This is a genomic window from Ruegeria sp. BF10, assembly GCF_056538725.1.
In genome coordinates, this window is the sequence record NZ_JBQFTR010000005.1 from 154,631 (window position 1) to 167,831 (window position 13,201).

Consider the following 13,201-nt stretch of genomic DNA (forward strand, 5'->3'; position numbering starts at 1 on the left):
GTGAAGTTACTCTGCGGCCCAGCCGCTGACGGCTTTGACTTCAAGGAAGTCCTCGAGACCGAAGACGCCGCCTTCCCGCCCGTTGCCGGATTGCTTCATGCCGCCGAACGGTGAGCCCGCGCTGCGCGATTGTCCGTTCATTTCGACCATGCCCGACCGCAGAGCCCGCGCCATGCGGTTGGCTCGCGCACCATCCTGTGTCTGAACATAATTCGTCAGGCCATAGGGCGTATCATTGGCGATTTCGACAGCTTCCTCTTCGGTGTCGAAGGGGATCATGGTCAGAACGGGGCCAAAGATTTCTTCGCGGGCGATGGTCATCTGGTTGTTTGCATCGGCAAAGACCGTGGGGCGGACATAGTAACCCTTGTTCAGCCCCTCAGGTCGTCCGGTGCCGCCTGCAACCAGCCGCGCCCCTTCATCGATGCCCTTCTGGATCAGGTCCTGAATTTTGCTCCACTGAACGTCATTCACAACCGGACCGATGTGGCGACCTTCCTCTGAGGCAGGGCCAACCTTGACCATGTTTGCAACTTCGGCCGCTGTTTCCACAGCCTTGTCGTAGATCGGGCGCTGCACAAGCATCCGGCTGGGGGCGTTGCAGCTTTGGCCGGTGTTTTGCATCATGTGCAGCACCCCGCGCTTGACCGCTTTTTCGTCTGCATCCTCAAAGATGACGTTGGCCCCTTTGCCTCCAAGCTCAAGATGTACTTTCTTGAGGGTATCAGCCGCGTTTTTGGAAATCGCGGCGCCTGCGCGGGTCGAACCGGTGAAGCTGACCATGTCCACATCCGGATGACCCGAAAGCTGCGAACCAACACCCGCCCCGTCGCCGTTGACCAGATTGAACACACCGGGCGGGAAGCCTGCCTCGTCCATCATCTCGGCAAAGATCATCGCGTTCAGCGGGCTTTGTTCCGACGGTTTCAGAACCATCGTGCAGCCCGCAATCGAGGCAGCACCCACCTTGAGCGTGATCTGGTTCATCGGCCAGTTCCACGGCGTGATCAGAGCGGCAACGCCAACCGCCTCGTAGATGATGCGATCATTCGGTGCATGATCCCCCAGCGGGCGTTCAAATTGAAACCCTCTGGCGGCGCGGATGAAGTTCTTCAGATGATAGATGCCGGCACCAGCCTGCGCCGCGCGCGCCAGATCGATCGGGGCGCCCATTTCAAGTGACATCGCCTGCGCCAGATCCTCTGACCGGCTTGCATAGAGTTCGACCAGTTTTTCCACCAGCGCGATGCGGGTTTCCACTGGCGTGGCCATCCAGCCTGGCAAGGCGGCCTTGGCTGCGGCAACGGCTGCATTCGTGTCGGCTTCGGCCCCAAGCGAGATTACTGCGCAGGGCTCTTCGGTCGAGGGGTTGATGACCTCGAAGTCATTGGGCTGCGACGGGGCGACCCACTGACCGTTAATGTAGAAATCCCGCTTTTCGATCATCCTGAGCCCTCCTGAAGGTTCGCCTGAAGCCGGCTGTTCGGGGCCACTCTGTCACCCATGCACAGGCTGAGCAATAGTGAATTTGATCAAATTTTTTTTCGGTCAGGCTCACGAAATCCGTATCTCTGGATACGATGGCTGGTTTAACCTGCGCGCAAAGTGATTAGGTTCCAGACGACCGACTCAGGTTTTTCACAGAAAAGGAGATGCCCCATGGGTTTGCGTATCAACGACACCGTTCCGAATTTCACGGCAGAAACGGATCAGGGCACTATTCAGTTCCACGACTGGATTGGCGACAGCTGGGCCATTCTGTTCTCGCACCCAAAGGATTTCACACCTGTTTGCACCACCGAGTTTTCGGCCGTTGCGCAGTTGAATGACGAATGGGCCGCGCGCAACACCAAGGTGATCGGCGTTTCAGTCGATGGTGTCGAAGACCACAAGAAGTGGAAGAAGGACATCGAGGAATACGGCAAGGCCAACCCCGGTTTTCCGATCATCGCCGATGAAGGTCTGGCCGTGTCCAAGGCTTTCGACATGCTGCCCGCCGAAGCATATCTGCCTGATGGCCGTACACCGGCTGACAGTGCCACGGTGCGTTCGGTCTTCATCATCGGCCCGGACAAGCAGCTGAAGCTGTCGATGACGTACCCGATGACCGTGGGCCGGAACTTTGCCGAAATCTTGCGCGCGCTTGATGGGTTGCAGATGTCGGCCAAGGGGGTTGCGACGCCTGCCAATTGGGTGCCGGGCGAAGACGTGATCATCCCGCCAACCGTGTCGAACGAAGACGCCAAGGCCAAGTTTGGCGAGTTTGAAACGATCTTTCCCTATCTGCGCAAGACCAAAGCGCCGTCGTAAGCCGGTTGCCGGGTCAGGGGGGCTGTCTGCCCCCCATCGTGCCTGCCGGCACGATTCCCCCCGAGGATATTTTTAGCCAGATGAAGCGGGCGGTTGTTGCAGGCCGGGCGACTGCCGGTATGTCCAGCGCGTGCTGCGTTTTTCGGGTTTTCCGGGTGCCCCCGCACCTGAGGCGCGAGGGCAAAAAGGGGCAGGAAACCGGAGAAAAACCTGACACCCGAAGCAATCAGAAATTATGGCGAAGTCCGAAACTGACGCTGAATGTATCCAGATCGTCCTCTACGTTGCCGGTCAAAGCTCCGTTGGGGGCCAGGCGCTGCGACAGTACACAAAGGCACGGGCGTAACGGGCGTCAACGGTGAGCGTTGTCGACGCGTTGATGTCATATGCCACACCGGCGATCGGCTGGGCGGCCAAAGTGGTGTCGGTATCGTCCAGCGCCACACCCGGTCCATAAGAAAAATCCAAATACGACCAGGTGGTACCCAGACCAAACCCGGCAAACGGTGTCAGCGCACCGGTCTGTCTGAAATCGAACAGCAGATTGGCAATTACGAGGTCTGCGTGACGTCGCCCGAGCTATTGCCCCCGGGCCCCGGACCATTGCAGGTAAAGCTCACACCATCCACGTCACTGTCGCGATAAGACCCTTCCAACTCGATCCGCGTTCCGATGATGTCATTGGACCATTGCGGGATTTCCTTGCCTGTCGCGTGGCCCGGTCCGAAACCTGCGTCGAAATCGGTATCGACCGATTGCGTCGCGCCACCGATCGTTCCGGTGAAATCGCTGTCCTGTAGCAGGCTGTGGCCGATGAAGCCGTGAACATAAGTGCCGTCGCCCAGGCTCGGCGCGGCAAGCGCCGTTGCGCTGATCACCGGAGCCGTAGACGCGAGAATGAGGCGCGTGAACATAACCATCTCCAGTGTTCCGAAATCTGCATGCCACGGGTGTGGGCGCGGCTGGCCAAAAGTGAAAGGCGCCGGGGCTTCACTTCACGTGTCTTTAGGAATGTGTGAGTGAATAGGCACGAGGGTATGCCACTGTTTCAGGGCAGACTGGCTGGTGGGTTTGGCACTTCTCTGACCAACGGTTCTGACAGGAGTTCGTCGACAAAAAAACTGAGCAACTGAACCCTGCTGGAAACGCCCGCCTTTCGATAGACCGCAGCGCTTTGGGCCTTGATCGTCCCTTCTTTCGTCTGTCGCATTCCGGCGATTTCCGCGATGGACAGACCCTTGATCGTCAGCATGGCAACGTCACGCTCAGCATCACTCAGCTGCCACTCGCTGAACTGGGTTTCGATGACCTGGGCAAAGGCCCCTTGCGCCACTTGCAGTTGCCGCTGCATGCCGCGCACCCGTCTGGACTGGGTACGGATCAGGGCGATCGTGGCGCTCAGGCCGCCGACAAGCGCCAGAGACAGAAACAGCTCGAACGAATGAAGGTGACGAAAGCCCGCGCCGTCGCCGCCCGTCCAATCCAGCAGCGCATCCGTCATGAAAAAGGTGGCGCAGAGGGCCTGCACCACCAGAAGGAGCCAGAGCAAAGACGTTTGAGGTACTTTCATGCGGCCCCTTGGACGTTGCAGGTTCAGTCGTCGTCTTCTTCGAGCTCGATGGCTGTCACCACCCCGTCCGTGTCAGACAGAACCAGTTCAGTTTCCACGCCATCCTTGGTGAGTTCAACCTCGATCTTCCCGCCTTCGAACTCGATCTCTTCGATCTGGTACCCTTGGGCTTCCAGCGCCGCGCGGATATCGGCTTCGCTTGTGCCCAGTTTGTCACCCAGTCCGACATTGGCCAAAGCAAGAACCGGTGCGGTTGCGATCAATCCCGTCAGTGTCAGCAGTTTCAAGGTTTCCATATCGCATCTCCTTTTTGCGTTGTGGCGATGCGGTCGAACTGGGGATGGCAGAGGAGACCTGCGATTGGCTTTTGGTTGAAACGGGGCGAATTGAACCAAGGTTTATGCAATTTGCGGCCGTTTCCGCCCGTCAGGTTCAGGTTGCAATCAAATTGTGATAGTTTGTGTTGCGGATACATATGGGCATGTGACCAACGATGTCGGGCTTTCTGACTGTCTTGAACAGGAGAAGACCATGGCTTTTACAGATTGGTACGTCGAAGGGGAAAGCTTCGGAAACTGCAATTGCGGTTATGCCTGCCCCTGCCAGTTCGAGGAATTGCCGACGCATGGCGATTGCCGCGGCTTCGAGGTGCTTGAAATATCCAACGGATATTTTGGCGAAACGGATCTGAGTGGAACCAGGGCCGCCCTGATCTATGCATGGCCCGGGCCAATATTCGAGGGTGGCGGCGAAATGCAGGTGATCGTCGACCCCGGGGCCACAGCGGCGCAGCGCAATGCGCTGGAAAAAGTCTTTCACGGCGAAGAAACCGAAGAGATGGCAACGCATTGGTACGTGTTCCGGGCCATGTGTGAGACGGTACATGACACGCTGTACCTGCCGATTGAGCTTGCGATGGATATCGAAGGGCGAACGGCCAGCGTCGCCGTTGGTGACGTTCTAAAGTCGACCGGGCGCCCGATTCAGGCCCCGCATGGCGGCGGGGAACATCGCGTACGCATCGATATTCCCGGCGGGATCGAATTCACCATTGCCGAGATCGGCAGCGCCTCGACCCGAGCCGATGCGGCGATCAAACTGGATCTGAAAGACAGCTACGGCCAGTGGCATGTTTTGAAACACGGCCCCGGTGGTGTCGCGCACTGACCTGCTGTCAGGCGGCTTTCGCGGATTCATTGGGGCGGACCTTCCAGCCCGGAACCGCCAGATCCGCCGACAGCACCCGGACTTCGAAGGGTTTGAGGACCGGCAATACGGTTGAACCATAACCGCCTTCACCATTGGCCAGTTCCGGGAACAGTTCGAACAGTTCGCTTCGGGTGGCGGGTGCCATTGCCTCAAGACTTGTGTCACCGGGGTAAAAGGACTCGGACCAGAGTCCTTCGACATTCACCAACTCATGCTGATCAAAGAGGATATGAATGTACTCCACCCCATGTGCAGGCGTTTCCTGAACGATGGTGTGCCCATTGATCAGCCCTTTTGCGGGGGCCAGCATGGCCGCTTCGCCATGCATCAGCTCCATCATGGCCGAGGTCACGGCAATCCGGTGCTGTGGGGAAATGACAAGATCGCGGCTTGGGCCGTTCGGCCCGAAACAGCCCGCCTTGATCCGTACAGGGGACAGGTGCGTGTTTCGCCGCAACTCGGACGCGGACAACCGGCGCTTGCCGATCCAGCGGACCGGGCGGGCATGGCCGCCGGCGGTGATGACCGGGTCGCCGGGCTCCAGTGCCTCGACCCGGCGCAGTCCAGTCGGTGTCTGGATCAGAGATCCTGTGGTAAAACACACGAAAGAAGGCAAAGTGCTATAGGTAGAGGGCGGCGCGATGCCGGAAAAACTGGTGTCTGAAATCGTGTCATTCAGTTCAGCCTGACCCGAAGTGACTATGATGTAACGCGGGTTTGAAAACTGGATCAGGATAAACGTGACCGGCGCGCCATCGACCGTGCCCGTATAGTTTTCGAAAGTACTGAAATTCTGGGTCGAGCCGGAAAAGCCGGGCAGAGACCCAAGGTCGAGTTGCGAGCTGCCATCCGGGTCGGGATCTTGCAGCAGGGCGTCATTATCCGTGACTTCGACAGAATACGCAGCAGTAATATCAACACTGCGGTTGCTGAACGGGTCTGCGCTGATTTCGTAAACAGTAATCGATGCCACGGTCGAACAGCTTCCTTGAAAACGGCAATATCCCCCTTAAGGTTGAGCTAATACACGCAATAAGTGTTAATAATTGATTTACCAAAATTGCGCCGCAGTTAACCATCCCGCTGCCGCGCAAACAAAAAAAGGCCCCGGTTGAAACCGGGGCCTTCCGCTGTCTTTCAGAGGGGCAGATTACTCTGCGTTTTCCTCTTTCTTTTCTTTCTTCTCAGGCACGATCTCTTCGCCGGTTTCCTGATCGACGCATTTCATCGACAGGCGCACCTTGCCGCGATCGTCAAAGCCCAGCAGTTTGACTTTGACTTCCTGACCTTCTTTCAGAACATCCGACGGATGGTTCAGGCGGCGGTTTTCGATCTGCGACACGTGGACCAGACCGTCACGCTTGCCGAAGAAGTTCACGAAGGCGCCGAAATCGACGATCTTGACCACTTTGCCGGTATAGATCTGACCTTCTTCAGGTTCTGCCACGATCGAATGGATCATGTCATAGGCCTTCTGGATCGACTCACCATCGGGCGAGGCGATCTTGATGACGCCATCGTCGTTGATGTCGACCTTGGCGCCCGAAACCTCGACAATCTCGCGGATGACCTTGCCGCCCGAACCGATCACTTCGCGGATCTTGTCGGTCGGAATGTTCATGGTTTCGATGCGCGGGGCGTGGACCGAGAAATCGTTGGTCTCGGACAGGGCTTTGCCCATCTCGCCCAGAATGTGCATCCGGCCTTCCTTGGCCTGTGCCAGGGCGGTTTCCATGATCTGCGGTGTGATGCCGGCAACCTTGATGTCCATCTGGAGCGAGGTGATGCCGTTCTCGGTGCCCGCAACCTTGAAGTCCATGTCGCCCAGGTGGTCTTCGTCACCCAGGATGTCGGTCAGAACAGCGTACTCACCGTCATCTTCCAGGATCAGACCCATGGCCACACCGGCCACCGGCGCTTTCAGCGGAACACCCGCATCCATCATCGACAGCGAACCGCCGCAGACAGAGGCCATCGAGCTTGATCCGTTGGATTCAGTGATCTCCGACACCACGCGGATGGTGTAGGGGAAATCGGTCGGCGCAGGCAGAACCGCCTGAAGCGCGCGCCAGGCCAGTTTGCCGTGGCCCACTTCGCGACGGCCCGGAGGGCCAACACGGCCAACTTCACCCACCGAATACGGGGGGAAGTTGTAGTGCAGCAGGAAGTTCGATTTGAAGTTGCCGTGCAGCGCGTCGACGAACTGCTCGTCGTCGCCGGTGCCCAGCGTGGTCACGGCCAGCGCCTGTGTTTCACCGCGGGTGAACAGGGCAGAACCGTGGGTCCGGGGCAGAATCGAGGTTTCTGCAACGATCGGACGGATATCGGTGGTCGAGCGACCGTCGATCCGCTTGCCGCCCCTGACGACGTCGCCGCGCAGAATGCCGGCTTCCAGCTTTTTCATCGCGGAACCGAGGTTGCCGTCTTCCAGCTGCTCTTCGGTCAGCGCCTCTTTGATCGCTTCGCGGGCAGCGGCAACAGCGGCGGTGCGTTCTTGCTTGTCGGTGATCGCGAAGGCGGCGCGCATCTGCTCTTCACCGGCAGCCTTGACGGCGGCATAAAGCTCGGAATAATCCGGCGCCTGGAAGTCAAACGGTTCTTTCGCGGCTTCTTCCGCCAGCGAGATGATCAGGTCGATGACCGGTTGGATCTGCTCATGCGCAAAGTTCACCGCACCCAGCATTTCCGCTTCGGACAGTTCGTACGCTTCGGATTCCACCATCATCACGGCGTCTTTGGTGCCGGCCACAACCAGGTCCAGACGCTGTTCGGGGTTCAGGCGCAGGTCCTGCATGTCGTCCACGGTCGGGTTCAGGACGTATTCGCCATCCACGAAACCAACACGGGCACCGGCAATCGGGCCCATGAACGGCGCGCCGGAAATGGTCAGAGCAGCCGAAGCAGCAATCATCGCAACGATGTCGGGATCGTTAACCAGATCGTGGCTCAGCACGGTACACATCACCAGAACTTCGTTTTTGAAGCCGTCAACGAACAACGGGCGGATCGGACGGTCGATCAGACGCGCGGTCAGCGTCTCTTTCTCGGTCGGGCGCGCTTCGCGCTTGAAGAAGCCACCCGGAACCTTGCCGGCGGCATAGTATTTTTCCTGATAGTGCACGGTCAGCGGGAAAAAGTCCTGACCGGGCTTCTGTTCCCTGGCGAAGGTCACGTTGGCCATGACGCTGGTTTCGCCCAGGGTGGCAATCACGCTGCCGTCGGCCTGACGGGCAACCTTGCCGGTTTCCAGTGTCAGCGTCTCTTCGCCCCACTGAATTGATTTTTTCGTTACATCAAACATATGCGTATCCTAGATGGGAGCACTCCCGCCCCTGCGGGTCTCCCGTTTTGCGTGGCGGCCCCATTGCCGCCGACCCCAATTTATCTTCCATTCGAGTGCCAGGGTCAGGGCACAACGTCTCAGATACCGCGCGCATACATGAGAATGCGTTGGAAGGAAAGCGAAACTGCATCGGATGGCTGGTTCATGCCGGGGCTGGCTTCTGCTGTGTCCGATGCAAAAGATTCAAGCCTGAACAACGATCAACCTGTAAAGTCGCTGTTCTTTTTCGGATACGGGGCCACGGAAATCCGGAATTGACTGTAGCGCTAACATATCCGCAATCGAATGCATTTTGTAAAAATATGAAGGCAGTATAAGCTTTTATCATGAAGCCCGCGGTCGAAATGACGGAAACGCGCCAAGGGGGTTAACAAACTCATTCCCGTCCGCCGACCGAGTACCTTGGCGTTTGCAGTTAGCGAACAGAAGGGCAATCGAATGGCACAGACAAAGAAGATGCTGGATCCGGATCCCCGGATTTACGACTTCGAAACGGAATATGAACTGGGGCAGGACAATGTCCGGCCGTTTGGCTTGGACATCCACAACCCGGTCTTTCTGATCTCGAGTATCATGATCTTTGCGTTCGTTCTGATCGCATTGGCCAACCAAGAGGCGGCGGCCTCGTTCTTCGGATGGCTCCGGCCCTGGCTGACCAGCACGTTCGATTGGTTTCTGGTCCTTTCGGTTGATGCAATCACCCTGTTTTGCCTGGTTTTGATCATCCTGCCCGTCGGCAGTGTGCGGATCGGCGGCAAGGACGCCAAGCCTGATTATTCCTACGCCGGATGGATCGCGATGATGTTCGCCGCTGGTATTGGTATCGGTCTTTTGTTTTTCGGAGTGATGGAGCCGGTCTATTACAATTTTGCCGAGGGCGGAAACGCGGCACCGCTGGGCATTAATATCGCGGTGCCTGGAAATGAATATGCCGGTGTCGTCGGAACCATTCACCATTGGGGGTTGGAAGGCTGGGCGGTTTACGCCGCAGTCGGCCTGAGCCTGGCAATCTTCAGCTACAATCTGAACCTGCCCCTGACCTTGCGTTCGGCCTTCTATCCGATCCTTGGAGAACGGGTCTGGGGCTGGTGGGGCCATATCATCGACACGTTGGCGGTTTTTGCCACGTTGTTCGGTCTGACCACGTCGCTCGGCCTGGGGGCGCAGCAAGTTGCGGCTGGCCTTTACGAGGTCTTCGGCATCGAACCCAGCCCCACTGTGGTTGTCTTGCTGATCATCGGCATTACGTTGATTGCGCTGGGCTCGGTTCTGCTGGGCATGGATGCGGGCGTCAAACGGCTGAGTGAGATCAATATGGTCATGGCCGTCGGACTATTCCTTTTCGTCATCGCTGTAACGGGCATCGGCACGGCCATCGCGCGGTATTTCAGCGTGATGACCGACTACGTGCTGCACCTGCCCGCGCTGTCGAACCCGTTCGGACGAGAAGACACCAGCTATTTCCACGGTTGGACGACCTTCTACTGGGCGTGGTGGATCGCATGGTCACCGTTTGTTGGCATGTTCATAGCCCGGATCTCGAAGGGTCGAACGGTGCGCGAGTTCATAATCTGCGCGCTGCTGGCGCCGACAGCCGTCTGCGCCCTGTGGATGTCAACCTTCGGCGGCGCCGCCATCGACATGTTGAACGCAGGCGGAGCGGAAGGCGTCCGCGCGACCGTGATTGACAGCTACGCCCCCGAGGGAGCGTTGTTCGGCTTCCTGAAGGAACTGCCGCTGTACAGCATCGTAGCCCCGATCGCGCTTGTCCTGATCGTGATCTTCTTCGTCACCTCGTCCGATTCAGGGTCGTTGGTGATCGACACGATCACGGCAGGCGGCAAGATGGACGCGCCCGTGGTTCAGCGTGTGTTCTGGTGCACATTGGAAGGCCTGGTTGCCATCGCATTGCTGTTGGGAGGCGGACTGTCCGCATTGCAGGGCGCGGCGGTTTCAACCGGCATCCCCTTTACGCTGGTGGTTCTGATGATGTGCTACTGCCTGTGGCTGGCGTTGAAATCAGAAAAAGCGAAAATGTGAAGGCGCGCATTCTTCCAGGATCGAGGCGCCCATCGATTGGTGGGCGCCTTCGGTTTTGTGAAGCCAGCGTAAGGTGAAATGATCTGCGCGGTGTCTTGACCGCAATCATACACCCGCCAGCGCGAACAAAACCGCAAGGGTCGGGCGCAGCGTTGGATGCCGGATGCCGAACACCCGGGCGCAGGTTGTCATTGAAGCCGGGAAGCTGCCAACTTTGCGTTGACCGGGAAAATGCCCGCTTTGCCGCGTGTTCCGGGACGCTGCTATCGCGTTGACATTGAATACTCAGAATAGGACGTTCACGCGTAGAAAACCGCTTTCAGCCACCCTTCGGAGGAACAAGTGTCAATTGTTGATGTCCTGGCTGCGCGCCTGATCGAAGATGTCAAATCCAATGACCTGTCAGGAAGCTTTCTGATGCTGGGGCGGCAGGATTGGATCGGTGCGCGCCGGTCTACGTCCGCCGCATTGTTCAGGGAAACCTTGCAGAAATACCTGCCCGGAGTGGCCGAAGCTGACCTTCGCAACCCGGATGATGGATACTCGGAAACATTCTTTCGAAAACTTGGATTCTCGGAAGTGGATTCGCTGGATTTTTCGGACTTCGAAGGTGCGAGCATCGTTCAGGATCTCGCGGGGGATTTGCCTGAAAATCTGGTTGGTCGGTTTGACGTTATCTATGACGGTGGAACCTGCGAGCACGTGTTCGATTTGCCGACCGCCTACCGGAACATTGACAAGATGCTGAAGCCCGGGGGTGTGTTTATCGCACATTCGCCATCGAACAACTGGATCAATCACGGCTTCTATCAGATTTGCCCAGAGATCGTGTACGGCTTTTGGGTAAACGCCATGAACTATGAGGCTCTGAAATGCGTGTGGCAGCCATTGAGGCCATACGCTGCTCGTGACGTGGTGAAAATGACGGACCCCAACAAGACAAAGAAACGTCCGCGACCGCTGGGAACTTTTGGTCCGGGATTGCCTGTTCTTTTGGATTATGTGGTTCGAAAACCTGTTGTCGGCACCAAGACAAGTGAAAATGTGTCGCAAAGTGACTATGCCACGCGTTGGGAAAACACGCAGAAAGCCTAAAACCAAGTGCCGCAACGGACATTCCCTGACCGTCGGGGAATGTCCAGCTGCTCTGGCAAGTTAAGGGGGGGTATCGCTTGCGGTGGATCCAACGGAAAACGCCCGCCGGTTGGCGGGCGTCGAACCGGAATATCCGGTTTCAGGTCATCTGCGAAAAAGCGTTTAGCGGCGGATGCCCAGCTTTTTGATCAGGTCCTGGTAACGTGCTTCTTCTTTGCCTTTCAGATAGTCCAGCAGCTTACGGCGCTGGGCAACCATCTTCAGCAGACCGCGACGACCGTGGTTGTCTTTCTTGTGGGTCTTGAAGTGCTCGGTCAAAGTGGTGATGCGCGAGGTCAGGATGGCAACCTGTACTTCAGGCGAACCGGTGTCGCCCTCTTTGGTTGCGAATTCTTTCATGACGCGTGCTTTTTCTTCAGCAGTAATCGACATCGGGGTCTCCTTCAAAGGTTAGAGTTGATGGCGCAGGCCGGGATGTCGTCCAGCACAGGCCCATGGAGAAAACCGCACCGATTCCGATGCGGATGGGCGCGTATAGGCGCATTTTCACCAAATGGCAAAGGGAATTTGCGGGATCAGACCACCTGCCCGCACTGGGCCAGTTGCGCTTCGGTGATCAATTGAATGTCGGCCACCGACATACCTTCGGCCCCGTATACCTGCGCCACTTCCTGACCGTTGATCATGACCCGCGTCAGGTTGGCATTTTCCGCGTCGGGTTCCACCTCAATCTCCGGGTCGGCCTCATCCTCCCAGGTGACAAGCAGCTTGTCCTCGCCGGGTTGGAAGCCCATGACGGTGACGTCTTCGTCACCCGGGCTCAGCACGATGTCATCGGCGCCCTGCCCACCGGTCACCACATCCCCGCCGCCTGCCACAATGGTGTCGTCACCGTCGCCGCCGTTCAGGAAATCCTTTTCGGCTGCGCCCTCTTCGATGCCAAAGACAAAGTCGTCGCCGTCGCCGCCAAAGACCGTATCTTCACCTGCGCCACCGTTCAGCGCATCGTCTCCGAACCCGCCCTGCAACGCGTCATCATCGGCCCCGCCCATCAGAGTATCGTCACCCTGACCGCCGTAAAGCTCGTCTTCGCCTTCGCCGCCATCCAGGGTGTCGTCCCCGAAATGGCCGAACAGGGCGTCGTCCCCCTGATTGCCGAACAGAAAGTCGTCATCCGCCTCTCCGTGCAGAACATCATCACCCTGACCGCCCGCAATCGTGTCCGTACCGTCGCCCCCGTGCAGAACGTCGTCGCCCTGGCCGCCGTCGATGGTGTCATCGCCGCCAAACCCGTTGATCTGGTCAACACCGTCCTGACCGGTGATCTGGTCCGGGCCATCGCTGCCGGCAATCACGAGATCTCCTTCGAATTCAGAGATTACGGTTCCAGTGGATGGGGTTTCGATGTCGGGGTTTACCGGGTCTTCGACGTTTTCGCCAATCTCAAGAAACTCTCCGGTGTCGGGTTCAGTTTCTGCGTCATCATTGGGGTCGTCCTCTGATACGTCCTCGTCTTCGATCAGCATGTCGCTCATCGCGTACGCGGCACCGCCGATGGCGGCGAGTCCGATCAATCCGGCCAGAAACATGACACCTCTCCGATCGCAGAATGCTCCGCGGGTGAACATCCCACG

The 13,201-nt window shown here is 57.9% G+C and carries 14 protein-coding genes; 5 read left to right on the plus strand and 9 right to left on the minus strand.

Annotation, left to right across the window (positions count from 1 at the left end; translation table 11 throughout):
• Nucleotides 1-6: 6 nt before the first annotated feature.
• Entirely contained in the window at nt 7-1,446 is a 1,440-nt protein-coding gene (locus ACR0DJ_RS17625; RefSeq protein ID WP_480685863.1) for an aldehyde dehydrogenase family protein, read from the minus strand.
• 213 nt (nt 1,447-1,659) lie between these two features.
• Here ACR0DJ_RS17625 and ACR0DJ_RS17630 point away from each other — a divergent pair, with 213 nt between their 5' ends.
• Complete coding sequence (locus ACR0DJ_RS17630; RefSeq protein WP_117871788.1) at nt 1,660-2,310, plus strand: peroxiredoxin; 651 nt, start codon at nt 1,660-1,662, stop codon at nt 2,308-2,310.
• 291 nt (nt 2,311-2,601) lie between these two features.
• Here the strand turns inward: ACR0DJ_RS17630 and ACR0DJ_RS17635 are convergent, their stop codons facing one another.
• From ACR0DJ_RS17635 to ACR0DJ_RS17650, 4 genes are all read right to left on the minus strand, one after another.
• On the minus strand, nt 2,602-2,778 hold the full coding sequence (locus ACR0DJ_RS17635; RefSeq protein ID WP_480686305.1) for a hypothetical protein: 177 nt from the start codon (nt 2,776-2,778) through the stop codon (nt 2,602-2,604).
• A gap of 83 nt (nt 2,779-2,861) precedes the next feature.
• Nucleotides 2,862-3,224: a hypothetical protein gene (locus tag ACR0DJ_RS17640; protein WP_480685866.1), complete on the minus strand. Its 363-nt coding sequence runs from the start codon at nt 3,222-3,224 to the stop codon at nt 2,862-2,864.
• A gap of 134 nt (nt 3,225-3,358) precedes the next feature.
• Complete coding sequence (locus ACR0DJ_RS17645) at nt 3,359-3,880, minus strand: helix-turn-helix transcriptional regulator (RefSeq protein ID WP_480685867.1); 522 nt, start codon at nt 3,878-3,880, stop codon at nt 3,359-3,361.
• A 23-nt stretch (nt 3,881-3,903) separates the two neighbouring features.
• Nucleotides 3,904-4,176 carry a PepSY domain-containing protein gene (locus tag ACR0DJ_RS17650; RefSeq protein ID WP_171233448.1) on the minus strand — a complete coding sequence of 91 codons (273 nt, stop codon included), beginning with the start codon at nt 4,174-4,176 and terminating at the stop codon, nt 3,904-3,906.
• 235 nt (nt 4,177-4,411) lie between these two features.
• Between ACR0DJ_RS17650 and ACR0DJ_RS17655 the strand changes: the two genes are divergently transcribed.
• Nucleotides 4,412-5,047: a DUF1326 domain-containing protein gene (locus ACR0DJ_RS17655; protein ID WP_170346695.1), complete on the plus strand. Its 636-nt coding sequence runs from the start codon at nt 4,412-4,414 to the stop codon at nt 5,045-5,047.
• A 7-nt stretch (nt 5,048-5,054) separates the two neighbouring features.
• On the opposite strand, the gene ACR0DJ_RS17660 is transcribed toward ACR0DJ_RS17655, so the two are convergent.
• Nucleotides 5,055-6,062, minus strand: coding sequence for a Hint domain-containing protein (locus ACR0DJ_RS17660; protein WP_480685869.1), 1,008 nt, complete (start codon nt 6,060-6,062; stop codon nt 5,055-5,057).
• Nucleotides 6,063-6,239: 177 nt separating this feature from the next.
• A complete protein-coding gene (gene pnp / locus ACR0DJ_RS17665) occupies nt 6,240-8,390 on the minus strand; it encodes a polyribonucleotide nucleotidyltransferase (protein WP_425079984.1) in 2,151 nt (716 codons plus the stop codon).
• 138 nt (nt 8,391-8,528) lie between these two features.
• Here pnp and ACR0DJ_RS17670 point away from each other — a divergent pair, with 138 nt between their 5' ends.
• From ACR0DJ_RS17670 to ACR0DJ_RS17680, 3 genes are all read left to right on the plus strand, one after another.
• Nucleotides 8,529-8,690: a hypothetical protein gene (locus ACR0DJ_RS17670; RefSeq protein ID WP_480686306.1), complete on the plus strand. Its 162-nt coding sequence runs from the start codon at nt 8,529-8,531 to the stop codon at nt 8,688-8,690.
• A 180-nt stretch (nt 8,691-8,870) separates the two neighbouring features.
• Nucleotides 8,871-10,472, plus strand: coding sequence for a BCCT family transporter (locus tag ACR0DJ_RS17675; protein WP_480685871.1), 1,602 nt, complete (start codon nt 8,871-8,873; stop codon nt 10,470-10,472).
• Nucleotides 10,473-10,814: 342 nt separating this feature from the next.
• The gene (locus ACR0DJ_RS17680; protein WP_480685873.1) at nt 10,815-11,567 is read left to right on the plus strand and encodes a class I SAM-dependent methyltransferase; all 753 of its coding nucleotides are present in this window, start codon (nt 10,815-10,817) and stop codon (nt 11,565-11,567) included.
• 162 nt (nt 11,568-11,729) lie between these two features.
• Here ACR0DJ_RS17680 and rpsO read toward each other — a convergent pair whose 3' ends face one another.
• Both rpsO and ACR0DJ_RS17690 read right to left on the minus strand, forming a co-directional pair.
• The gene (gene rpsO / locus ACR0DJ_RS17685) at nt 11,730-11,999 is read right to left on the minus strand and encodes a 30S ribosomal protein S15 (RefSeq protein WP_152459381.1); all 270 of its coding nucleotides are present in this window, start codon (nt 11,997-11,999) and stop codon (nt 11,730-11,732) included.
• 143 nt (nt 12,000-12,142) lie between these two features.
• Nucleotides 12,143-13,156: a calcium-binding protein gene (locus tag ACR0DJ_RS17690; protein WP_480685875.1), complete on the minus strand. Its 1,014-nt coding sequence runs from the start codon at nt 13,154-13,156 to the stop codon at nt 12,143-12,145.
• Nucleotides 13,157-13,201: the final 45 nt, after the last annotated feature.

Excerpts from the sequence above, each read along its gene's own strand:
- ACR0DJ_RS17630 (WP_117871788.1), top strand. The coding sequence starts at position 1,660 with ATGGGTTTGCGTATCAACGACACCGTTCCGAATTTCACGGCAGAAACG.
- pnp (WP_425079984.1), bottom strand. The coding sequence starts at position 8,390 with ATGTTTGATGTAACGAAAAAATCAATTCAGTGGGGCGAAGAGACGCTG.
- ACR0DJ_RS17675 (WP_480685871.1), top strand. The coding sequence starts at position 8,871 with ATGGCACAGACAAAGAAGATGCTGGATCCGGATCCCCGGATTTACGAC.
- ACR0DJ_RS17690 (WP_480685875.1), bottom strand. The coding sequence starts at position 13,156 with ATGTTTCTGGCCGGATTGATCGGACTCGCCGCCATCGGCGGTGCCGCG.
- ACR0DJ_RS17640 (WP_480685866.1), bottom strand. The coding sequence starts at position 3,224 with ATGTTCACGCGCCTCATTCTCGCGTCTACGGCTCCGGTGATCAGCGCA.
- ACR0DJ_RS17650 (WP_171233448.1), bottom strand. The coding sequence starts at position 4,176 with ATGGAAACCTTGAAACTGCTGACACTGACGGGATTGATCGCAACCGCA.
- ACR0DJ_RS17670 (WP_480686306.1), top strand. The coding sequence starts at position 8,529 with ATGAGAATGCGTTGGAAGGAAAGCGAAACTGCATCGGATGGCTGGTTC.
- rpsO (WP_152459381.1), bottom strand. The coding sequence starts at position 11,999 with ATGTCGATTACTGCTGAAGAAAAAGCACGCGTCATGAAAGAATTCGCA.
- ACR0DJ_RS17625 (WP_480685863.1), bottom strand. The coding sequence starts at position 1,446 with ATGATCGAAAAGCGGGATTTCTACATTAACGGTCAGTGGGTCGCCCCG.
- ACR0DJ_RS17645 (WP_480685867.1), bottom strand. The coding sequence starts at position 3,880 with ATGAAAGTACCTCAAACGTCTTTGCTCTGGCTCCTTCTGGTGGTGCAG.
- ACR0DJ_RS17655 (WP_170346695.1), top strand. The coding sequence starts at position 4,412 with ATGGCTTTTACAGATTGGTACGTCGAAGGGGAAAGCTTCGGAAACTGC.